The sequence below is a fragment of the Nocardioides sp. Root151 genome (genome assembly GCF_001427925.1).
Taxonomy (GTDB): Bacteria; Actinomycetota; Actinomycetes; order Propionibacteriales; family Nocardioidaceae; genus Nocardioides.
Genome location: NZ_LMGG01000001.1, coordinates 795,425 through 817,398 on the forward strand (window position 1 = coordinate 795,425; position 21,974 = coordinate 817,398).

A 21,974-nucleotide genomic window follows, 5' to 3' on the forward strand; every position below is an offset into this window, starting at 1 on the left:
CATGTCCGAGCCCCTGACCCGCGGCGTACGCGTCGGCTACGCCACCGGCTCGGTCGCGACCGGGGCGTTCGGCACGGTGCCGGGCCTGATGTTGCTGCCGTTCCTGACCGACAGCCTGGGCATCGGCGCGCTCTACGCGGGACTGATCGTGTTCCTGCCGAAGGCGTGGGACGTGATCCTCAACCCCGTCGCGGGCCGGATCAGCGACCGGACCGACGACCCGCGCGGCCCGCGGCGTCCGTGGCTGCTACGCGGTGGCCTGTCCCTCGCGGTGGCGTTCGCGCTGCTCTTCGCGGGGCCGTCGTCCGGCTCGCAGGGTCTCGACGCGCTGTGGGTGCTGGTCTGCTTCCTCGGCTGCGCGACGGCGTACGCCTTCTTCCAGGTGCCGTACGTCGCGATGCCCGCCGAGATCACCGACTCGTACGACGAACGCACGCGACTGATGTCGTGGCGGGTGGCGATCCTGGCGTTCACGATCATGCTCGCCGGTGCGACCGCGCCGCTGATCCGCGACGCGATCGGCGGCCGTGACGGCTACCGCGTGATGGGCGTGGTGATGGCCGTGCTGATCGCGATCGGTGTCGTCGGCACGTACGTCGGCACCCGCAACGCGCCCCATCGAGAGGTCAGTGCCGGCGCCGGGTCGTTGGCCGACCAGCTGAGAATCGTCAGCCAGGCAAGGGACTTCAGGCTCCTGCTGATCACGTTCGTCCTCCAGGCACTGGCCACGGGCTGCATGCTCGCCGGCGTCGACTACCTCGCCGGCGACGTGCTCGAGTGGCAGGGCGCGTCGACGATCCTGTTCGTCTGCTTCGTCGGGCCGGCACTGCTGTTGACGCCGCTGTGGGCGCGGCTCGGCACCCGGGTGGGCAAGAAGCAGGGATATGTCGCGGCGTCGTTGGTGCTGGCCGCCGGCGCGCTGCTGGCGATCGTGTCCCGCGAGGCCCCGGCCGCCGTGGTGTTCGCCGCCACCGGCCTGATCGGCGTGGGCTATGCCGGCGCCCAGGTGTTCCCGATGGCGATGTTGCCCGACGCCGCCGCGGCCGACGCCCTGCGCACCGGCTCCAACAGGGTCGGGGTGTTCACCGGCGTGTGGACGGCGGCCGAGACGCTCGGGCTCGCTCTCGGACCGGGGCTCTTCGCCCTGATGCTGGCCGCCGGCGACTACCGTTCCTCGACCTCCGGCGACGTGGATCAGCCCGACTCGGCGGTCACCGCGATCGTGCTCGGCTTCTCACTGGTGCCGGCTGCCCTGACCCTCGCATCGCTGTGGTGGCTCTCGCGCTACTCGCTCGGCGACCCCACACTGCTGGTCCCCTCGATCGAGGAGACCGCACCCGACTCCCAGGAGCCCGTATGACCGACGTCCTCGCCCGCCTCCGCGCCCTGCAGGCCGGCGACCTCCCGGTCCACGGCGGACGCACCCTGGCCTACGTCTACGACTCGGGACTGCCCGACGTCGACGAGGTCGGCCGGGCCGCGGTCGCGGCGTACGCCGGCTCGAACGGTCTCGACCCGACCGCCTTCCCGTCGCTGCTCACCATGGAGAACGAGCTGGTCGGCTTCGCCTGCGGCCTCCTCGACGCACCACCGTCCGTGGTCGGCTCCGTGACGTCGGGCGGCACCGAGTCCGTGCTGCTGGCCGTGCAGGCGGCTCGCGACGCCAACCCGTCCGTCGAGCGCCCGCGCATGGTGCTGCCGTCCACCGCACATGCCGCATTCCACAAGGCCTCCCACTACTTCGGGGTCGAAGCCGTCGTGGTCCCGGTGACGTCCGACTTCCGCGCGGACGCAGATGCAATGGCCGCTGCGATCGACGACCGCACCGTCCTCGTGGTGGCCAGCGCACCGTCGTACGCCCATGGCGTGGTCGACCCGGTGACCGACATCGCGGCGGCTGCCGCGGCCCGTGGCGTGCGCTGCCACGTGGACGCCTGCATCGGCGGCTGGGTGCTGCCGTACGCCGCCCGGCTGGGGCGGCCGGTGACGCCGTGGACGTTCGCGGTCGACGGGGTCACCAGCGTCTCGGTCGACCTGCACAAGTACGCCTACGCACCCAAGGGCACGTCGATCCTGCTGCACCGCACGCCCGCGCTGCGCAAGGCGCAGTACTTCGCCTCGGCGGACTGGCCCGGCTACACGATGCTGAACTCGACGATGCAGTCGACCAAGTCGGGTGGCCCGCTGGCGGCGGCGTGGGCCGTGGTGCAGTCGATCGGCGACGACGGCTACCTGCGCCTGGCCGAGGATGTGTTCACCGCGGTCGACCGGATCGTCGAAGGCATCACGTCGATCCCCGAGCTGCGGGTCGTCGTACAGCCGGATTCGACGCTGGTCGCGCTGGCCTGCACCGACGCGTGCGACCCGTTCACGGTCTGCGACGAGATGGCCGCGGCCGGGTGGTACGTCCAGCCGCAGATGTCGTACGCCGACGCGCCGGCCACGATCCACCTGTCGGTCTCGGCGGCGACCCTGGCCCATGTCGACGACTTCCTCGCAGCACTGAAGGCGGCCGTCGAGTCCGCGGTGACGGCTGGCCCTGTGTCGGTCGACCCCGAGGTGGTGGCCTTCATCGCCGCGCTCGACCCGACGACTCTGTCCGACGACGACTTCGACGGACTGCTGGCCGCCTCGGGGCTGGTCAGCGCGTCCGACGACGGCTCACTGGCCCTGCCTGCGCGGATGGCCGAGGTCAACGCCATGCTCGACGTGGCCTCCCCCGCCATGCGCGAGGCCCTGCTGATCGCGTTCCTCGACCGCCTCCAACGCCCTGTCCCCTGACCCACGAACCTGCAGTTCTTGCGGTTCGAGCCGGCAGTCCTTGCGGTCTGCCGGACCGCAAGGACTACCGGCTCGCGCATCAAGAATCGCAGGTTCGCGACGCAAGAACTGACGGCTCGCGCATCAACAACTGCCGGCTCGGGCGCCTCTCTCGATCGCTTCGATGATCTTCGGCCGCAGCTGCGCGGCGGAGATGACCTCGTCGACCGATCCCACGCGAACGGCGCGGTGGATGTCGTGGACACCGTCGAACTCGGCGGCGACCTCGCTGATCTTCTCGGCCCGCAACTCGGCCCGCAACGTCGCCAGCTCGAGCACCATGCCGGCACGGTCGGTGCCGGAGGCCTCGCCGATCCGCTCCTCGAGGGCAGCCACTCGCGGGTCGGCCGCGGCGCGCTTGTCGACCTCGCCGGCGAAGACCACGGCCGCGGCCGGGGCGCCACCCAGCACCGAGGCGTAGGAACCCTCGATCGCCAGCACGGTCATCCGCGGGTTGAGCCGCTTGGAGAAGACCACGAAGGCACCACCGTGGTAGCGCGAGATCACGCAGAAGACGATCGGACCGTCGAAGTTGACGATGGCCCGCCCGATCTCGGCGCCGTACTCGAGCTGCAGGTTGCGCATCGAGTCGGGTGAGCCGTCGAAGCCGGAGAGGTTCGCCAGCACCACCATCGGCCGGTTGCCGCTGGCGGCGTTGATCGCCCGGGCCGCCTTCTTCGACGACCTGGGGAACAGCGTGCCCGCGGTGTAGGTGTCGGGGCCGTCGGTGGGCGGGAAGCCGCGTCGTGCCACCGGCCGGGACTCGATGCCCAGCAGGCACACCGGATGGCCACCGAGGTGGACGTCCTGCACCACCGCGGTGTCGGCGTCGGCCATGCCGGCCCAGCGCTCGAGGGTCGGGTGGTCCTGGTCGGCCAGCGCCCGCATGACGGTCCGGATGTCGAAGGCCTTCTTGCGGTCGGGGTTGGTCGCCGCGGAGAAGATCTCGCCCACCGTCGCGAAGTCGCTCCCGGGTGCCGAATGCGGGAAGGACGTGATGTCCCGGTCGGCCGGGTCGTTGCTCGGCGCACGCCGCGGACCCGAGGCACCGGGTACGACGTACGTGTGGTCGTAGTGGGCCATCAGCACACCGAACGCGCTGGCCAGGTCGGGCGCCCAGTACTGCGCCTGGCCGTTGGGGCCCATCACCCGGTCGTAGCCGCCGATGCCGAAGTTGTCCTCAGCGGAGACGCCTCCGGAGAAGTCGAGCGACTGCTTGCCGGTCAGCACCATGGCACTGTCGGGCGTCATCACGAGGATGCCCTTGGTGTGCATGAGCATCGTGGCCTCGGCGTTCCAGTAGGGCTGGGCGCCGACGTTGATGCCCGCGACCACGATGTTGATCTCGCCGCCCGCCTGGGTGAACTCGATGATCCGCTTGAGGCCGGCGGCCACCCAGTCCATGTTCTCGGTGCCGGACTCCATCGAGATGCGGGCGCCTGCCGAGATCGCGAACCACTCGACCGGGACCTGCATCTGCTCGGCCAGGTCGATCGCCGCGATCAGCCGCGCGCACTCGGCCTCGGAGACCGCTCCCAGCGCCTTTGTCGGGTCACCGCAGAGCACCACGCGGGTGACTCCCTCGGGGTGCAGGGTCGTCGGGGTGGTGACCACGGCCACGAGGATCCCGGCCTTGTTCAGGCCCGGTGCGCGGTCGACCGGAACGAGCACACCGTTCTCGTCGAGGTCGTGCTCGACCAGGGTTCCGCCGTTGCCGGCCAGGACTCCGGTCAGCTCGTAGGGGTAGACCATTCCGCGGCGACGCGACCGGAGCACCTTGCCGGCGTACTCGTCGAGAGGCTTGAGCGGTTCGGTGGGCGGCGGCTCGATCGAGGCGGTGACGCCGGACCCGGGCCGGGCGTGGAACCGGATGGCGACCGGGGTCGCCTGCCCGTCGGGCCCGGCGATGCGGCCCTGGGCCACGACCTCCTCGATGCCCGCGCCGTCGGTGAGCGGCGTGATCTTGCCCTGCAGGGTGGTGAGCTGGTCGACGTCGGCGTCGACCACCGGCCACACCTGCACCCACACGTGGTTGACGTCGAGCTTGCTCCCCGCGGCCCCGCGGGAGGTGCGCACCCGACGGATCGCCTCGAGGCAGTTCTCGACCGCACGCTCGGCATGGGGTACGGCGATCACCCGGCCCTCGTCGTCGCGGATGATGGCGAGCTGGCGCACCTGGGCCAGCGCCACCAGGCGCCGGTCCTGGGTGTTCTCCCGCGCCACGCACTCGTAGAGCAGGACGTCCTCGGGGGCGTCGAGGCGGGTGACGTGGAAGTTGCGCAGGCGCCACAGGTCGAGGCGGCGCGCGACCATGGGGTGCAGGCCGCGCACGAGGGTGTCCTCGACGGCTCCGCCCTCGGCAGGCCGGAAGGTGAAGTACTCCACGGGACGGCCGGACCCGGGGCACACCGCGATCACGAGGCGGCGTACGGCGGCGGAGAACGAGAGCGCGTTGACCAGGCGACCCAGCTCGGCCGACATCGCGTCGGGGGTGGCCGGCGCGTCGGCCCAGCCGAGGTAGAGGTCGGCGACGACGTCCACGCCGTCCCCGCCCCCGTCGACCAGCTGGTCGACGGCGTCGCCCAGTCCGCTGCCGGGGACGAGCTCCGAGACGTGTCCGACGGTGGAGACCAGGTGGGTGGGGCGTCCGTCGAGCGTGTAGTCGGCGACCGCGCAGGGGCGGTCGTCGATGTGGACCGGCCGGGCGTCGTGCAGGTCGTACTCGCGGTAGTGCCTGCGGAAGAGGACCTCCAGCATCGGCTCGTGGGCGGGGATGCCCTTCTCGAGCCGCTCGGCGAGGAACCCGACGATCTGCTCCGGGATGTCGGCCAGGGCGTCGAGGCGGGCGTCGCGATCGGAGAGGTCCGGGTCCGCGGCCAGCGCTGCGGCCTCGTTGCGCCCGGCCGCGAGTACGCCGGCGCGCTCGGCGTCGACGGCCGGCTGGTCGAACCAGCGGAACCGCACACTGCGGGCCAGGTCGCCGACCACCGGGAACCGGAGCTGCGTGGCACGCACCAGGCGGTCGAGGAGCTCGCGCACGCCGGCGCCGATCTCGGTCGCCGGCGGAGGCTCGGCCATCCAGCGCTCGAGCAGCGACGTGGCCAGCGCGAGGTCGGTGGCGAATCGCTGCTGGGAGAGAAAGATCCGGAAGACCGCCTCGTCGAGCTGCGGCGTACGGTCGAGGTCGACCACCCCGTAGTGGGCCAGCACACGGATCAGGCGCTGTCGGAACTCGTCGGGCAGGCCGCCGCGCTCCACGTCGAGGCTCTGCAGGTAGGTGTGGAAGTGCTCACGCGAGCTGTGCACCCGGAGCTCGGTGTGCAGCTGCTCCCCGGCCGGCCGGTTGCGGCTGAGCTCGGCGAAGTCGGCGAACATGGCGAGCAGGGCCAGCTCGTCGGTCAGCACGTCGCCACCCTCGGCACGGAATGCCTCGCGGGCGCCCAGGTAGTCGTCGACCACCGCACGGTCGGCCCTGTGGTCGAGGTCGAAGCCCATCAGGACGGCACTCAGGTCAGCGAGACCCCGGCGTACCCGCTCGTCGAGCGTCACCTCACCACGGGCGACCGGCAGGTCGAGGCCGGGAGCCTCGCCCGGAGCCGCGGTGGCCGGAGCCGCATCGGCCTCGGCGTCGGGCTCGAGCCTGAGCAGCGGCGCGCCGGTCTCGACCTGTGAGCCCGTGGTGACCAGCAGCTCCTTCACGGTCCCGGCGACGGGGGCGTGGAGGACGGTCTCCATCTTCATGGACTCGAGCACGAGAACGGGCGTACCGGCCTCGACCACGTCGCCGGCACGGACGGGCGTGGCCACGACCAGCGCCGGCGCCGGCGAGCGTACGACGCCGCCCTCGTCACGGCTGACCCGGTGCGCGACCCCGTTGACCTCGACGAGGTGCATCGGGCCGTGGGTGGCGCTGACCAGTCGGAACCTCTGGTCGTCGATGGTGAGCCGGGCGTGGAACTCGTCGAGCCGGTCGAGGGAGGCCGTCAACGTCTCGGACTGGTCCCCGAGCGCCACGGTCACCCGATAGGTCTCGGGACCGGTCTGCACCACCGTGACTCGATAGACGGTGCCGCGCAGCTTGAGCTCGACCGGCCGTCCGACGGTGTGCTGCACCTGCGGGCGACCGCCACGGGCGGTCTCGAGGAGGCGGGCGATCTCGACCGCTTCCTCGTCCTCGTAGGCCTCGATCGCCGCGGCCACCAGGGCCACTCCCGAGTGCTTGTGCGCGACCAGCCGGCCCTCGGCACGGACCCGGTCGATCCACCCGGTGTCGGCCCATCCGACCGCGCTGCCGTCGACCATCGCATTGCCGTCGACGACCTCGGGCTGGTCGAGCAGGTCGAGGATGAAGCTCTTGTTGGTCGCGCCGCCCTCGATCACGACGGTGGTGTCGGCCATGGCGCGGCGCAGCCGGGCGAGTGCCTCGGCACGGGTGCGGCCGTAGGCGATCACCTTGGCGATCATCGAGTCGAAGTCGGCGGGGATCGTGTCGCCCTCCGCGACGCCCGAGTCGACCCGGATGCCGGGGCCGGCGGGCAGCTCCAGCAGGGCGATGCGGCCGGGTGAGGGCGCGAAGTCGCGGTCGGGGTCCTCGGCGTTGAGCCGGGCCTCGACGGCGTGGCCGACCTCGGCCGGGCGCTCGCCCTCCAGGCGGCCACCGGCCGCGACGTGCAGCTGCGCCTTGACGAGGTCGACGTCGGTGGTGACCTCGGTGATCGGGTGCTCGACCTGCAGCCGGGTGTTGACCTCGAGGAACGCGAAGGTGCGCGTCTCGGGGTGGTAGAGGAACTCGACGGTGCCGGCGCCGCGGTAGCCGACGGCCAGCGCCAGGCGTTCGGCCGACTCCTTGACCTCGGCGACCTGGGTTTCGTCGAGGAGCGGGGAGGCGGACTCCTCGATCACCTTCTGGTTGCGGCGCTGCACGGAGCAGTCGCGTACGCCGAGCGCCCACGCCGTACCCTGCCCGTCGGCGATCAGCTGCACCTCGACGTGGCGGGCGCCGGTCACGAGGCGCTCGAGGAAGACCACGCCGCTGCCGAAGGCGCGCTCGGCCTCGTCGCGGGTGCGCTGGTAGGCGTCCTCGAGGTCGGCCGGGTTCTCGACCTTGCGGATGCCTCGGCCGCCACCGCCGGCGGTGGCCTTGAGCATCAGGGGGTAGCCGACCTGCTCGGCGGAGGCCAGCGCCTCCTCGAGGGTGTCCACCCCGCCGCGGCTCCAGGGGGCTACGGGCACCCCGACCTCCTCGGCGATCAGCTTCGAGCCGATCTTGTCGCCCAGCTTGCGCATGGACTCACCGGACGGGCCGATGAACGTGATGCCCAGCCGGTCGCAGAGGTCGGCGAAGGCGGGGTCCTCGGCGACGAAGCCCCAGCCGACCCAGACCGCGTCGGCACGGGTCTCGACTAGGGCGCGCTCCAGGACCGCGTGGTCGAGGTAGGGGCGCGCGGAGGCGGGGCCGAGGCCGTAGGCCTCGTCGGCCTCGCGCGCGAACATCGCTGACCGTTCGTCGTCCGTGAAGAGGGCGATCGTGGTGAGCTGGGCACCGCCCTCGGCGTTGAGGTCTCGCACGGCACGGATCAGCCGGATCGCGGCCTCTCCTCGGTTGACGACAGCGATTCGAGTCAGCAACGCAGACCTCCCTGGTGACGGTGGCGCACAGTGTGCACGTCCGCAGGCTGCCACGGGTTGAACGTTACGAACCAGTCACATCGCCGCAGCGACCTGCGGCAACCTCCAGTCCACCGCCCGGCCACCTTGCTCCTCCAGCATCCGGTTCACCCGGCTGAACGGCCGCGACCCGAAGAAACCGCGGTGCGCCGACAGGGGCGACGGGTGAGCGGACTCCACCCACGGCACGGCGCCCAGCATCGGCTTCAGCGACTGCGCGTCACGGCCCCAGAGGATCGCGGCGAGCGGCCCTCCCCGGCGTACGACCGCCTGGATCGCGCACTCGGTGACCGCTTCCCAGCCCCGCCCGCGGTGCGACGCGGCCTCGCCGGGGCGCACGGTCAGCACCCGGTTCAGCAGCATGACGCCCTGGTCGGACCACGCGGTCAGGTCTCCGTGGGCGGCAGGTTCGAGGCCGAGGTCGGTGTGCAGCTCCTGATAGATGTTGGTCAGGCTGCGCGGGATCGGTCGTACGTCGGGCGCCACCGCGAAGCTCAGCCCGATCGGATGGCCGGGCGTGGGATAGGGGTCCTGGCCGACGACCAGCACGCGTACGTCGGCGAGCGGGCGCTGGAACGCGCGGAGCACGTGATCGCCGTGCGGAAGATAGGGACGCCCGGCCGCCAGCTCCTCGCGCAGGAACCGCCCCATCGAGGCGATCTGGTCGTCGACCGACGCCAGGGCAGCGGCCCAGTCCTCGGCGACGAGCCCCTTCTCGACCAACCCCGACAACACGCTCATGCCTCCCGACCCTACCGAGATGGTCCCCCACGTCTGACACCCGATTCGAGCAGGGAGAGGTGCCAGACGTTGGGGACTGTCCAGAAAGAGGGGTGGAATAAAGTTGAAGGTTAAACTATTGTGAGGGACATGGACTCCACGATGACGATGCCGGCGCTCTACATCGGCCACGGCGCTCCCCCGCTCCTCGACGACCCGGTCTGGGCGGGTGAGCTCGCGTCCTGGGCGCGCGACCTGCCGCGCCCCAAGGCGATCCTGATCGTGAGTGCTCACTGGGAGTCCGCGCCGGTCAGTCTCACCGCGTCGAACGTGCCGCTGGTCTACGACTTCGGAGGCTTCGCGCCGAAGTACTACCAGATGACCTATGCGACGCCCGACGCGAGCGCACTCGCGAAGCGCGTCGCGGCGATGATGCCGCAGGGTGAGCCCGTGCACCAGCACCGCAGCCGCGGGCTCGACCACGGCGCGTGGGTGCCGCTGAAGATCATGTACCCCGACGCCGACATCCCGGTCCTGCAGATGTCGCTGCCGACCGAGGACCCCTACAAGCTGCTCAAGCTCGGCGAGCGCCTGCGCCCCTTGAGGGACGAGGGCGTGCTGATCATCGGCTCCGGATTCCTGACCCACGGCCTGCCGTTCCTCAAGGACTGGTCGATCGAGGCCGCCGCACCGGGATGGTCCAAGGACTTCGACCTCTGGGCCGCCGAGGCCCTCTCACGTGGTGACATCGACGAGCTGGCGGCGTACAAGACGAAGGCGCCGGGCATGCCCTACGCGCACCCGACCGTCGAGCACTACATCCCGCTGTTCATCTCGCTCGGCGCCTCGCGCAATGCCGACGACCCGCGGGACAAGAGGATCGACGGCTACTGGATGGGCCTGTCGAAGCGCTCGTTCGAGCTGGCCTGATCGGGGTCGCGAGGAACGAGCGAACGCGCAGTCAGGCCAGGTCGAGCAAGCCCCTCGAGCGAGGAACGAGCTCGAGACGGGCGGGTCGAGACCCCCGCACCCACGCGCCTGCTCGCGAGCGAGGGTCAGCGGATGCGGAGCTTGCGCATGATGGCCAGGCCCTTGATCTGCTGATCGACGTTCTTCTCGAACGGGATGCCGTCGGGCGCGCCCATCACCTGCTTGCGCAGGATGCCGACGTTCTGGACGTCGGTGTACTTCAGCAGGCCCTGGTCTCCGTGACGCGCGCCGACGCCCGACTGCTTCACGCCGCCGGACGGCGTGCCCTTCGAGGCGTACGCCGTGGCGAGGATGTCGTTGATGTTGACGTTGCCCGAGTGGATCCGCCGGCCGACGCTGGTCGCGTGGTCGATGTCGCCGCCCCACACCGAGGCGTTCAGCCCGTAGTCGGTGTCGTTGGCCAGCGCGATCGCCTCGTTCTCCGACGAGTAGCGGTGCAGCGCCACGACCGGCCCGAACGTCTCGCCGACGCCGGCCAGCATGTCCTTGGTGACGCCCTCGAGGATCGTCGGCGCGTAGAACGCCGGCCCCACCTCGGGCAGCTCGCGCCCACCGGTCACCACGACGGCGCCCTTGGCGACGGCGTCCTCGACGTGCGCGGCGACGCGGTTCTTGTGGTCGACCGAGACCAGCGAGCCCACCTCCGCCTCGAAGTCGTACGTCGCCCGCACCCGCAGCTTCTCCGTGGCCGCGACGAACCGTGACCTGAAGTCGTCGTAGATCGAGTCGTGGACGTACATCCGCTCGATGTGCATGCAGATCTGGCCGGTGTTGCCGAACGCACCGAACAGGGCACCCTTGACCACGTCGTCAAGGTTGGCGTCGGGCAGCACGATCATCGGGTTCTTGCCGCCGAGCTCGAGGCAGCAGCCGATCAGGTTGCGCCCGGCCCGCTCGCCGATCACCCGCCCGGTGGCCGTGGAGCCGGTGAACATCACGTAGTTGGCGTTGTCGATCAATGTCGGCCCGACGTCGGGACCTTCGCCGCACACCACCTGGAAGAGACCGCGCGGCAGCCCGGCCTCCTCGAGCAGCTGCACGCCGTACAGCGGCGAGAGCGCGGTCTTGTTGTCGGGCTTGACCACCACGCCGTTGCCCGCGATCAGGGCCGGGATGGCGTCGGAGATGCCGGTGGCGAACGGGAAGTTCCACGGCGCGATGATGCCGACGACGCCCTTGGGCTGGCGCACCTCGAGGGAGGACGACACCACGGGCACCGGGCCGGCGTGCTTCTTCGGCGCCAGCAGCCTGGCCGCGCGCTTGAGGTAGTAGCCGGCCACCATCGGGATGTCGAGGGTCTCCTCGAACGCCATCCGTCGAGCCTTGCCGCTCTCGACCTGGATCAGGTCGACGATCGTCTCGTTGCGCGACAGCACCAGCGAGTGGAACCTCTTGAAGACCTTCAGCCGCTTCTTCAACGGCCACTGCGACCACTCCGCCTGCGCGCGGCGAGAGGCCTCGAAGGCCGCCGTGATGTCGTCGGGCGTCGACTGGGGCAGCTCGACCAGCACCTCGCCGGTGTAGACCTCGGTCAGCTTCCACGTGCCGCCCGAGGTCGAGGGCACCCGAGCGACGAGCTGCTGGAGGAAGGCATCGGTGACGGAGACAGGTCGGTTCATGGCGTCAGGCTCCCTGGAGGATGAGTTCGGCGGCCTTCTCGCCGATCATGATCGACGGCGCGTTCGTGTTGCCGCGGATGATGGTCGGCATGATCGAGGCGTCGGCGACGCGCAGGCCCTCGATGCCGACCACCTTGAGCTCGGGGTCGACCACGGCACGGTCGTCGACGCCCATGCGGCACGAGCCGACCGGGTGGTAGACCGTCGTGGCCCGATTCAGCACCTCGTCGACCAGTTTCTGGCCGTCGTACGCCGGTCCGGGTTCGTACTCACCCTTCACGGTGGCGGCGATCGATGGGTGGTGCATGATCTCGCGGATCATCTCGAGCCCCTCGACCAGCACCTTGAGGTCGTCAGGCTCGGCGAGGAACTGCGGGTCGATGATCGGCGCGACGGTCGGGTCGGCGCTGGCCAGCCGCAGGGTGCCGCGCGACTTCGGCTGGATCAGCGTCGAGAACGCACTCCACGACGTGCGCTGGTCGGGCTTCATCCGGACCGGGGCGTCCTGGTTGGGCGCCGGGTAGGACCACGGCAGGGCCAGCAGCTGCATGTCGGGTCCACCCTCGGCCAGCGACGTGCTCACGAACGCGCCGGACTCGAAGACCGAGTGGGCCATGAAGGTCCGGCCGGGCTTGAGCCGGTCCTTGAGGATGCCCTTGCCGAAGTAGAAGGCGTTGCCCTTGTGCGGCGAGTTCGTGACGTGCCAGGTGGTCGGCACGAACAGGTGGTCGTGCAGGTTGTCACCCACCGGAAGGTCGGCGTGCACCTGGATGCCGAAGCCGGCGAGGTGGTCGGCGTGGCCGATGCCGGAGAGCTGCAGGATCTGGGGCGATCCGAAGGCACCGGCGCTGACGATGACCTCCTTGGTGGCCCGGATCGTGCGCCGAGAGGTGCCTTCGATCACCTCGACGCCGGTGGCCCGGCCGGCCTCGATCACCACACGTGCCACGGTCGCGCCGGTCTGCACGGAGAGGCCGGGCGAGGCGTTGTCGGTGACGTAGGCGCGGGACGCGGAGTAGCGGACGCCGTCGCGGGTCGACTCCTGGATGACGTGCATGCCGGACTGCTCGGCGCCGTTGTAGTCGGGCGTGCTGGCCACCCCGAGGGCAGCCTCGCCGGCCTGCACGAACGACTTCGCCGCGTCGGTGATGTCGTGGTTCTCGATCACCTGGACCGGTCCGCCGGTGCCGCGGTAGTCGTCGGCGCCGCCCTCCCAGTTCTCCAGCTTCTTGTAGGTCTCGAGCACGTCGTCGTACGACCAGCCCTTGTTGCCCTCGTCGGCCCAGGAGTCGAAGTCGGCCCGGTTGCCGCGCACGAAGATCATCCCGTTGACCGAGCTCGAGCCGCCCATCAGCTTGCCGCGGGTGGCCGGGATCCGGCGGTTGTTGAGGTGCTCCTGCGGGGCGTTGTAGTAGCCCCAGTCGAACTTCGCCTTCAGTTTCGGCTCGGCATGGATCATCGTGATCATGCCGGGCTTGCGGAACATCATCGACTTGTCGGAGCCGCCGGCTTCGAGGAGTACGACGCTGTGCCCGGCGTCGGCGAGCCGACCCGCCACGGCGCATCCGGCACTCCCGGCGCCCACCACGACGTACTCGGCCTCGTTGACGCTCCCCTGCTTGGCCATCGCTCTCCACCCTCATGTGTTCGATCTCGCCCGACAGCCGACTGTAACAAGTTCTAGTTTCGCCGGGAAGGGGTTTCCGTACCTTGAGTACGCCAATCCGGATGGGAGGATGTGCCGGTGAAGATCCTCTCCATCCAGTCCTCGGTCGCCTACGGCCACGTCGGCAACTCCGCCGCCGTCTTCCCGCTGCAGCGCCTCGGCCACGAGGTGTGGCCGGTGTTCACCGTGCACTTCTCCAACCACACCGGGTACGGCGCCTGGCGTGGGCCGATGCTCGCCGCGGACGACGTGCGCGAGGTCATCACCGGCATCGAGGAACGCGGCGTGCTCGACCAGGTCGACGTGGTGCTGTCCGGCTACCAGGGCGGCGAGGAGATCGGCGACGTGATCCTCGACGCCGTCGCCCGGGTCAAGAAGGCCAACCCCGCCGCGATCTACGCGTGCGACCCGGTGATGGGCAACGCGAAGAGCGGCTGCTTCGTGAACCCGGCGATCCCGCCGCTGCTGCGCGACCGGGTGGTGCCCGCGGCCGACCTGATCACGCCCAACCAGTTCGAGCTCGGCTTCCTCACCGACACCTCGCCACTCTCCCTGGACGAGACACTCGCCTCTGTCGACCTGGCCCGCGCCATGGGCCCCTCGACCGTGCTGGTGACCAGCGTCGAGCAGCCCGACGCGCCCGCCGACACCCTCGAGATGCTGGCGGTCACCGACGACGGGGCGTGGATCGTGCAGACGCCGCGGCTGCCGTTGAAGGCCAACGGGTCCGGCGACCTCACCGCCGCCCTGTTCACCGCCCACCTGCGCACGACCGGCGACCCGGCGTACGCCCTGGGCGCCACGGCGTCGTCGGTGCTCGGCGTGCTCCAGGCGACGATCGACTCCGGTGAACGCGAGCTCCAGATCGTGCTCGGCCAGGAGTCGATCGCCAACCCTGCCTCGCAGTTCGACGTACGTCGGGTGCGATGAGGTTCCGCCTGCTCGTCACCGGCCTGCTGGCGTTCCTGCTGTTCGGCTGCTCGTCCGACGACTCCGACGCCAAGGACGGCAGCGCCGACCGCGCCGCCTTCGCGACCGAGCTGATGCACCGCGACGCGGCGCTGCTCAACCTGCTCGACGCCTCCCTCGGCCAGAGCTTGCCCACGACCACCTCGACGGCGGTCGAGACGGTCCGCGCCGACGTCACGGCGCGCATCGAGACCTCGGCCGACCTGCTGGCCGAGTGGGGCGCCGACGTGCCCGTGACCGTGCGCGACCACGGGGTCGACCACGGCATCGAGGCGGACGCCCCCGACCTCGAGGGCACGCCGACCGAGGACGACATCCACGGCCTGGAGGAACTGTCCGGCGACGACTTCGCCACGGCGTTCACCGAGCTGCTCCGCGCCGCACTGGACGGTACGACGACCGCGGCCTCGGCGTACGACGGCACTGATCCGTCGGCCGGCGAGCTCGCCGAGGCGGCCGAGCGCCAGTCACAGGCCGCCCTCGACACCCTGGGCTAGGCGCTCCCGGGGCTCACGCGGACCGTCCGACATGCAGGTCGGGCTTCCACGTCCGTCCTTGAGCGTGAGAGCCGCGCCTCAGCGACCGAACTGCATGTTCCACGGTCCGCCGGACGCGGCAGGGTTCGGAGCGCCGGACGGCTCAGTCCGGGCTCACTCCTCCGGGCGCGGGCGGATCCGGGTGCGGTTGTCGAAGTCGGGCTCGTCGAGCTCTCCCGACTGCCAGGGGTCGGCCTTCTTCGGGGCCGGCGGCTCGGGCGCCTGCTGCGGAGCCGGCCACTGCTGCTGCCCGGGGGCGGGGGGCCACTGCTGCCACTGGTCCTGCGGTGCGCCCTGCGGGCCCGGCGCGGGCCACTGCTGCTGCGGAGCCGGCCACTGGTCCTGCGGTGCGGCGTACTGCTCCTGCGGCGCCGGCCACTGCTGACCCTGGGGCGCGGAGTGCTGCCCCGGCGCCTGCCACTGGTCCTGCCCCGGGAACTGCTGCCCCTGCGACTGCTGCCCCTGCGACTGCGCGTGGCCGCCGAGCGGGATCTGCTGCGGCGGGACGCCCGACTCCATCAGCGCCGTGTCGGCGGCGAGGACGTCCTTGTGGAAGCGCTTGTGCACGTAGAGCTTCTCGCCGAGCGTCAGGCACTTCCACCACAGGCCACTGGCCGGCCCGATGATCACGTTGCGCGGCAGCTCCGCGACCACACCCTTCGGCTTGGTCATCGACCACCTGCCGGTGTCGAGGACGAGGATGCGCTGGTCGGTCACCAGGACCGCGCGGTAGCGCAGCCAGAAGAAGAACAGGTAGGTGAGCAGGGCCCACCACCCGGTGATGGTCTGCCCGGCCAGGACCGCCTGCACCTGCTCGCCGGGGCGCAGGTAGGAGGCGGAGTTGTTCACGATCTTGTGACGCAGCGGTGTGGCCATGCCCGCCATCGTAGGCCCGTCTGCCGGCGTGCCGGAGCCCACCGGCGGGGAACGTCGCTCAGGGCTGCCAGCGCGGGTCCCGACCGCTCATCGCGACCAGTTCCTCCAATGGCGAGGCATCGGCGGGCGGCGCCACCTCGGGGCCGAACGCGTCACCGCGCATCCCCTCCGTGCCGGGTCCGCTGAACATCGCCACGAACGCCCGGGCCCGCGCCACGCTCTCGTCGTCGATGGGGAACTCCTGCCCGGAGGCCCGGGCCAGGTCCCAGCCGTGCACGACCACCTCGTTGGTGGCGACCAGTCCGGCCGTCTCGCCGTCCAGCTCGACGCCACCGGCCGCGGTCTGTCCGGTCCAGGCGTCGGGCTCCCGCCAGGCCGCGGCCAGCGCCTCGAGCTGCTCCGGCACGCGGGTGCGCCAGTCCGGGGCCAGCCTGCTGACGTCGCCCGCGGGCGGCGCGCCGGCCGAGGTTGGCAGCTCCTTGCGGGCAGCCATGGCGAAGGCGAGGCTCAGGCCGTCGACGTGTTCGAGCAGGTCACCGAGCGCGTACGCCGGGCACGGGGTGCGTACGGCGAGCTGGTCGTCGCGGATTCCGGCGACGACGGCCGCCATCGCGCTCGTGGCGTTTCCGAGATCGTGCATGTGTCCTCCTGGTGGTTTTCAGGTGAGACCCGCGAAGAGCCCGGAACTCATCGGTGCCGGGCGACCGGGTGTGCGGCCGGGTCTGCGGCCGGGTCTGGGCGACGACGCACCGGACCAGCAGATAGACTTCCTGCCGCGCTGCACGACGGCGCACGCCGCGTTAGCTCAGATGGCAGAGCATCGCTCTTGTAAAGCGAATGTCGAGAGTTCGATTCTCTCACGCGGCTCCACCACGACCGTGGCACCATGGACAACAAGTTGAAGGTCACTTGAAGTCTGGAGCCACCATGAAGCAGTGGACGATCGGGCATCTCTCCGAACGCGCCGGGGTGGCCACCTCGGCGATCAGGTTCTACGAGTCGCGCGGCCTCGTGCAGTCCGTGCGCACGACGGGCAACCAGCGCCGCTACCCGCAGTCGACCCTGCGCCGGCTGGCGTTCATCCGCAGCGCCCAGACCGTCGGGCTCAGCCTCGAGGAGATCGGGGAGGCACTCGCCACGCTGCCCGAGAACCGTACGCCGACCAAGGCCGACTGGGCCCGGCTGAGCAAGCGTTGGAGGGACCGTCTCGACGAGCAGATCGAGCGCATCGAGCGGCTCCGCGACCGGCTCGACGGCTGCATCGGCTGCGGCTGCCTGAGCCTGAAGACCTGCGCGCTCAGCAATCCGCACGACATCGTCGCCCCGCGCGGCCCGGGCGCCGTGTTCCTGGAGCCCAGCAGGCCGCGGTGAGCCCGACCCGCCACACTGGAGCCATGGATCTCCTGCGCGAGCCCCACCACGACGGGTCACCCCTCTACGTCGACGACGAGTCCCCCGCCCCCGGCGACCTGGTCGGCATCCGCTGCCGGACCCACCGCGATGACGCGATCACCGAGGTCTGGGTGCGTACGACGACCGACGCAGAGCCGATCTTCCTGCGCGCCGCAGCGACCGAGGACGACAATCACCAGTGGTGGCAGGCGAAACTCCCCCTGCACAACCCGGTGATGAACTACCGCTTCCTGCTCGTGCACGCTGACCGCACCCAACGCTGGCTGACCGGGGCCGGGGTCTTCGACCACGACGTCCCCGACGCCTTCGACTTCAAGCTGTCCTCCCACGACCCGGCGCCCGACTGGTCCCGCGACGGCGTCGTCTACCAGGTCTTCCCCGACCGCTTCGCCCGGTCGCGCGCGGCCGACGAACGCGAGACCCCGACCTGGGCCACGCCGGCCGGGTGGGACGACACCGTCGTCTTCGAGGGCAGCGACCCCCGCACTCCCCTGCAGTTCTTCGGCGGTGACCTCGACGGCATCACCGACCACCTCGACCACGTCGCCGAGGTCGGTGCCGACATCGTCTACACGACGCCGGTCTTCCCCGGTGAGTCCAACCACCGCTACAACGCCTCCACGTTCGAGTCGGTCGACCCGCTGCTCGGCGGCGACGAGGCCTACGTGCGACTGTCCGACGCGGTGCACGAACGCGGTTGGCGGATCCTCGGTGACCTGACCACGAACCACACCGGCGACACCCACGAGTGGTTCACCTCGGCGGCCGGCAATGAGCAGGACCCGCACCGCAGCTGGTACTGCTTCGAACCCGACGGCAGCTACGCCACCTGGATGGGTCACCACACGCTGCCCAAGCTCAACCACGGCGATCCGGCCCTGCGGGCTGCGTTCACCGAAGGGCCCGACTCGGTCGTGGGGCGCTGGCTGCTGCCGCCGTACGACCTGGACGGGTGGCGCATCGACGTCGCCAACATGACCGGGCGGCTGCGCGAGGTCGACCTGAACCACGAGGTGGCTCGCGCCGTACGCCGCACGGCGACTGCCATCCGCGACGATGCGCTGGTGCTCGGCGAGCACAACCACGACGGGTCGGAGGACGTGCCCGGCGACGGGTGGCACGGCACGATGAACTACTCCGGCTTCTCCTGGCCGGTGTGGGAGTGGCTGCGCGCGGACGACACGGCGGCACGCTCGTTCGGCACTCCCGTGCCGGTGCCGACCCGCACCGGCGCGCAGGTCGTCGCCTCGATGCGGATGTGGCTGGCCCGCTACGGCTGGCGCACGTTCTCGTCGTCGTGGAACATCCTCGGCTCCCACGACAGCGCGCGGATCCGCACGGTGACGGGGTCGGCCGCGCGTCACCAGGTCGCCGCGACCCTGCAGTTCACCCTGCCCGGGGTGCCGATGGTCTTCGCCGGCGACGAGATCGGCCTCGAGGGCGTGCTCGGCGAGGACTCCCGCCGCACCATGCCGTGGCACCGTCCCGAGTCCTGGGACCGCGACACCCTGGCCGTCTACTCCGCGCTCTCACGGTTGCGTCGGGAGCACGTCGCACTGCGCCGTGGTGGCCTGCGCTGGGTCCACGTCGAGGACGACGTGCTGGCGTTCGTGCGGGAGCACCCCGACGGCGACGTGCTGGTCGTCGTACGCCGCTCCGCGGGACCGGCGCTCACGATCACGGGACTGCGCGCCTCTTCCGTGCTGCTCGCCACGGGGTCGGCCACCCTCGACCAACAGGACCAGCACCTCGTCGTCGCCTCCGCCGACGGCCCCGGGGCGTTGGTCATCTCCCTCTGACCGCCCTCCCGGCGTTCGGTGGTCGCGGGGACGGGTGTCGGAACCACCACCTTGTGCCCCCGCGGGCGAGCCGCCACGATGGGCAGATGGCGTTGCGCGTGGTGGCGACTCGACCCGATCCTGCGCTGTTGCCCCTGCCCTGGTCGCAGCCCCTGGCCGACTGGGACGAGGTGCACCTGGTGCCGCTCCCGCGCGGGCTCTCGCGCCACGTCGTGCGCATCATCACCACGGGTCCGGGCGGCAACACGTATGTCGCCAAGGAGACCGAGGAGGAGATCGCCAACCGGGAGTACCGCATGCTCCGGGAGCTCGGCGCCAAGCGACTGCCGTGCGTCGAGCCGCAGTGCGTGATCTCCGGCCGCACCGACAACCAGGACCGCCCGCTGCCGTCGGTGCTGGTGACCCGGCACCTGCGCTACTCGCTGCCCTACCGCTGGCTGTTCTCCAACGGGCTGGGCGCAGCAGAGCTCCCGGCGATCATCGACGCGATGGTGGTCCTGTTGGTGCGGCTGCACCTGACCCACTTCTACTGGGGCGACGTGTCGCTCTCGAACGTGCTGTTCCGTCGCAACGCCGGCGAGTTCTCGGCGTACCTCGTCGACGCCGAGACCGGCGAGCTGAAGGCGACCCTGTCCGACGCGATGCGCGAGCACGACGTCGAGGTCGGCTGCGAGAACGTGTACGCCGAACTGCTCGACCTCACCGCCAGCGGCGACCTGAAGGACTCCGTCGACCCGGCCGAGGTGATCGCGCTGCTGCGTGAGCGCTACGACCTCCTGTGGGCCGAGCTGACCCGCGCGGAGGAGTTCGGCCGCGACGAGATGTGGCGGGTCGAGCAGCGCATCGAGCGACTCAACGAGCTCGGCTTCGACGTCGACGAGATCGAGATGGTCGCCGCACCCGAGGGCGACTGCTACCGGCTGCAGCCGAAGGTCGTCGAGCTCGGCCACCACGCCCGGGAGCTGCAGGGGCTGACCGGCCTGAGCGTCGAGGAGAACCAGGCCCGGCGACTGCTCAACGACCTGGCCGCCTACACCGCGCACCTCGGGCTGGCCGGCGAGAACCCGGAGATCGTGGCCAACCAGTGGCTCGTGCGGGTCTACGAGCCGATCAAGGCGATGGTGCCGCCGGAGCTGCGTGGCCGTCTCGAGCCGGCGGAGATCTTCCACGAGATCCTCGTCCACCGGTGGTTCCTCTCCGAGGCGGCCGGCCACGAGGTGGACATCTTCGACACCGCCCGCGACTACATCGCCGTCGAGCTACCGAAGCGCCCGGTCCTGCCCGCCGCCGGACCCACCTGAGCCGTTCGCACCCACCTGGCGCGTGTCCTCACTCCGGTAGGTGAGCGGGAGGTAGTCGCCGACGTCGAAGACGCCGTTGGTCTGCAGGGTCACCGGCTGGAGGCCGACCGGGCGGCCGTCGCGGTAGGTCACCAACGTGACCTCGGCCGGACGGCGCAGCTTGCTGCCCACGGCCACGGCGTACGCCGCACCGCCGGTGGTGCCGTTCGTGTAGTTGTAGCCGGACTCGCCGTTGGAGCCCTTGACCAGGTCGGGTCCGACCTGCACGTGCACGTGGCCGGAGATGACGAGGTCGACGCAGCCGCGCTCGAGGGCGACCGTGCCCATGTCGATGTCGTGCACCAGCAGGGTGTTGATGCGCTGGCCCGCCTCACAGGCCCGGTCCGCGATGTTGACCGCAAGCTCGTCGATGCTGATCCCCGGCTGGTCGCGCCAGGTGCCCAGCCCGCTGGAGCGCGGGTCGTTGTAGGCCAGGAGACGCCCACCACCCGGTCCCTCGAGCACGCTGCCGCTCGCGGTCTGCCAGCCGAGGTCGTCGAGGTAGCCCTGCACGAACGTGCCGTGGTCGTGGTTGCCCTGCACGGAGAACCGGCCGTCGTAGTCCTTGAACGCGTCGTCGAGGGAGTCCAGGGAGAAGGCCTCCCACTCCGATCCGGTCGACGTGTCGTCACCCGCGTTGAGCACCGCGCTCGCGTCGGCCCGGTCGGCGATGGCACGAGCCACCTGGTCCATGCCGATGTTGTCGTGTCGGTCGGAGACGATCACCGCCACGGACTCGTCCTCGCCGGGCCTGCGCAGCTCGAGCGTCTCGGCCTTGTCGCGCGCGGCGTCGTAGAACTCCCGGCTCATGCGGTAGGTGTCGACCGCGCTGAGCACCAGCCGCTTGGTGCCGCTGGCGGCCAAGGTGCCCTGCACCTCGATGTCGCGGGCCTCGGCCGGTACGTCGAACTCCGGCAGGTAGGACTGGAGGCTCTGCCACTGGGACTGGTCGACGACCTTCGTCTCGTCGGTCTGCCAGGGCTTGATGACCAGCACCACCACGGCCGCGATCGTGGTGCCGGTGGCCAGTGTCGCCACGATCAGGTGCTTCGGCGTACGACCGAAGATCTCGGTGCGGCGCTGCCTGCCGATCAACGCCCACAACAGCAGGGGAAACACGGCGAGGACGGCGCCGCGCGCTGCGGCGTCCCAGACCAGCCGGGTGACCGCGCGTTCCACGATCGCGACCTGCGACTGGGGCTGGCTGGCGATGAACGCGTAACGCTCGACCAGCATCTCGGTGGAGTCGGCCTCGGTCTTGCCGAGCACGATGTCGACGCCGATCGGGCCGCCGGAGTCACGGCGCACGTCGGGCAGGAACGGCCCGGTGCGGATCGTGACGTACTGCCCCAGGCTCGGGCTCACCGTCGCGTCGTGGCTGGCCACCGTGACGGTGGTGCTGGAGCTCAGGAAGATCGCCAGCGCCGAGGGCACGGCGAGCAGCAGCCAGGCCAGCACGTAGCCGCCCGCACGCAGCACGTTCCGTTTCCCGACAGCCATGCCTTCGACCCTAACGACCCGCCAAGGCCCACGCAGGCGAACCCCTCAGGCCTGGCGGG

The 21,974-nt window shown here is 70.7% G+C and carries 15 protein-coding genes and 1 tRNA gene; 9 read left to right on the forward strand and 7 right to left on the reverse strand.

Features of this window, described 5'->3' with window-relative positions:
• Position 1 precedes the first annotated feature (1 nt).
• Positions 2-1,360, forward strand: a complete 1,359-nt coding sequence (locus tag ASD66_RS03760; RefSeq protein ID WP_056685408.1) for an MFS transporter — start codon at positions 2-4, stop codon at positions 1,358-1,360.
• On the forward strand, positions 1,357-2,781 hold the full coding sequence (locus ASD66_RS03765; protein WP_056685405.1) for a pyridoxal phosphate-dependent decarboxylase family protein: 1,425 nt from the start codon (positions 1,357-1,359) through the stop codon (positions 2,779-2,781). Before ASD66_RS03760 ends, ASD66_RS03765 begins: the two co-directional genes overlap by 4 nt.
• A gap of 123 nt (positions 2,782-2,904) precedes the next feature.
• Here the strand turns inward: ASD66_RS03765 and ASD66_RS03770 are convergent, their stop codons facing one another.
• Together ASD66_RS03770 and ASD66_RS03775 are read right to left on the reverse strand one after the other, a co-directional pair.
• The gene (locus ASD66_RS03770; RefSeq protein WP_056890068.1) at positions 2,905-8,448 is read right to left on the reverse strand and encodes a carboxyl transferase domain-containing protein; all 5,544 of its coding nucleotides are present in this window, start codon (positions 8,446-8,448) and stop codon (positions 2,905-2,907) included.
• 75 nt (positions 8,449-8,523) lie between these two features.
• The gene (locus tag ASD66_RS03775) at positions 8,524-9,228 is read right to left on the reverse strand and encodes a uracil-DNA glycosylase (protein ID WP_056890069.1); all 705 of its coding nucleotides are present in this window, start codon (positions 9,226-9,228) and stop codon (positions 8,524-8,526) included.
• Positions 9,229-9,357: 129 nt separating this feature from the next.
• Here ASD66_RS03775 and ASD66_RS03780 point away from each other — a divergent pair, with 129 nt between their 5' ends.
• Entirely contained in the window at positions 9,358-10,137 is a 780-nt protein-coding gene (locus tag ASD66_RS03780) for a dioxygenase (protein WP_056890070.1), read from the forward strand.
• Positions 10,138-10,262: 125 nt separating this feature from the next.
• Here the strand turns inward: ASD66_RS03780 and ASD66_RS03785 are convergent, their stop codons facing one another.
• A complete protein-coding gene (locus ASD66_RS03785; protein WP_056890071.1) occupies positions 10,263-11,816 on the reverse strand; it encodes a succinic semialdehyde dehydrogenase in 1,554 nt (517 codons plus the stop codon).
• A gap of 4 nt (positions 11,817-11,820) precedes the next feature.
• Complete coding sequence (locus tag ASD66_RS03790; RefSeq protein WP_056890072.1) at positions 11,821-13,443, reverse strand: GMC family oxidoreductase; 1,623 nt, start codon at positions 13,441-13,443, stop codon at positions 11,821-11,823.
• 117 nt (positions 13,444-13,560) lie between these two features.
• Here ASD66_RS03790 and pdxY point away from each other — a divergent pair, with 117 nt between their 5' ends.
• Both pdxY and ASD66_RS03800 read left to right on the forward strand, forming a co-directional pair.
• Positions 13,561-14,412: a pyridoxal kinase PdxY gene (pdxY, locus tag ASD66_RS03795; protein ID WP_056685389.1), complete on the forward strand. Its 852-nt coding sequence runs from the start codon at positions 13,561-13,563 to the stop codon at positions 14,410-14,412.
• Positions 14,409-14,948, forward strand: a complete 540-nt coding sequence (locus ASD66_RS03800; protein ID WP_056890073.1) for a DUF305 domain-containing protein — start codon at positions 14,409-14,411, stop codon at positions 14,946-14,948. Before pdxY ends, ASD66_RS03800 begins: the two co-directional genes overlap by 4 nt.
• Before the next feature lie 153 nt (positions 14,949-15,101).
• Here ASD66_RS03800 and ASD66_RS24885 read toward each other — a convergent pair whose 3' ends face one another.
• The gene (locus ASD66_RS24885; protein ID WP_200949847.1) at positions 15,102-15,863 is read right to left on the reverse strand and encodes a hypothetical protein; all 762 of its coding nucleotides are present in this window, start codon (positions 15,861-15,863) and stop codon (positions 15,102-15,104) included.
• A 58-nt stretch (positions 15,864-15,921) separates the two neighbouring features.
• Positions 15,922-16,503: a TIGR03086 family metal-binding protein gene (locus ASD66_RS03810; protein WP_056685383.1), complete on the reverse strand. Its 582-nt coding sequence runs from the start codon at positions 16,501-16,503 to the stop codon at positions 15,922-15,924.
• Between the two features lie 154 nt (positions 16,504-16,657).
• On the opposite strand from ASD66_RS03810, the gene ASD66_RS03815 reads away from it, so the two are divergent.
• The 4 genes from ASD66_RS03815 (at position 16,658) to ASD66_RS03830 (ending at position 20,376) form a co-directional block, all read left to right on the forward strand.
• Positions 16,658-16,733, forward strand: a tRNA-Thr gene (locus ASD66_RS03815).
• A 57-nt stretch (positions 16,734-16,790) separates the two neighbouring features.
• Positions 16,791-17,234 carry a redox-sensitive transcriptional activator SoxR gene (soxR, locus tag ASD66_RS03820; protein WP_056685381.1) on the forward strand — a complete coding sequence of 148 codons (444 nt, stop codon included), beginning with the start codon at positions 16,791-16,793 and terminating at the stop codon, positions 17,232-17,234.
• Positions 17,235-17,257: 23 nt separating this feature from the next.
• On the forward strand, positions 17,258-19,075 hold the full coding sequence (locus ASD66_RS03825) for a glycoside hydrolase family 13 protein (protein WP_082563997.1): 1,818 nt from the start codon (positions 17,258-17,260) through the stop codon (positions 19,073-19,075).
• An 86-nt stretch (positions 19,076-19,161) separates the two neighbouring features.
• Positions 19,162-20,376, forward strand: coding sequence for a DUF4032 domain-containing protein (locus ASD66_RS03830; protein ID WP_056685378.1), 1,215 nt, complete (start codon positions 19,162-19,164; stop codon positions 20,374-20,376).
• Here the strand turns inward: ASD66_RS03830 and ASD66_RS03835 are convergent.
• Positions 20,335-21,915 (reverse strand): metallophosphoesterase, encoded by a 1,581-nt coding sequence (locus ASD66_RS03835; protein WP_056685375.1) that lies wholly within the window; start codon positions 21,913-21,915, stop codon positions 20,335-20,337. The two genes, ASD66_RS03830 and ASD66_RS03835, sit on opposite strands and share 42 nt — an antisense overlap.
• Between the last annotated feature and the right edge of the window lie 59 nt (positions 21,916-21,974).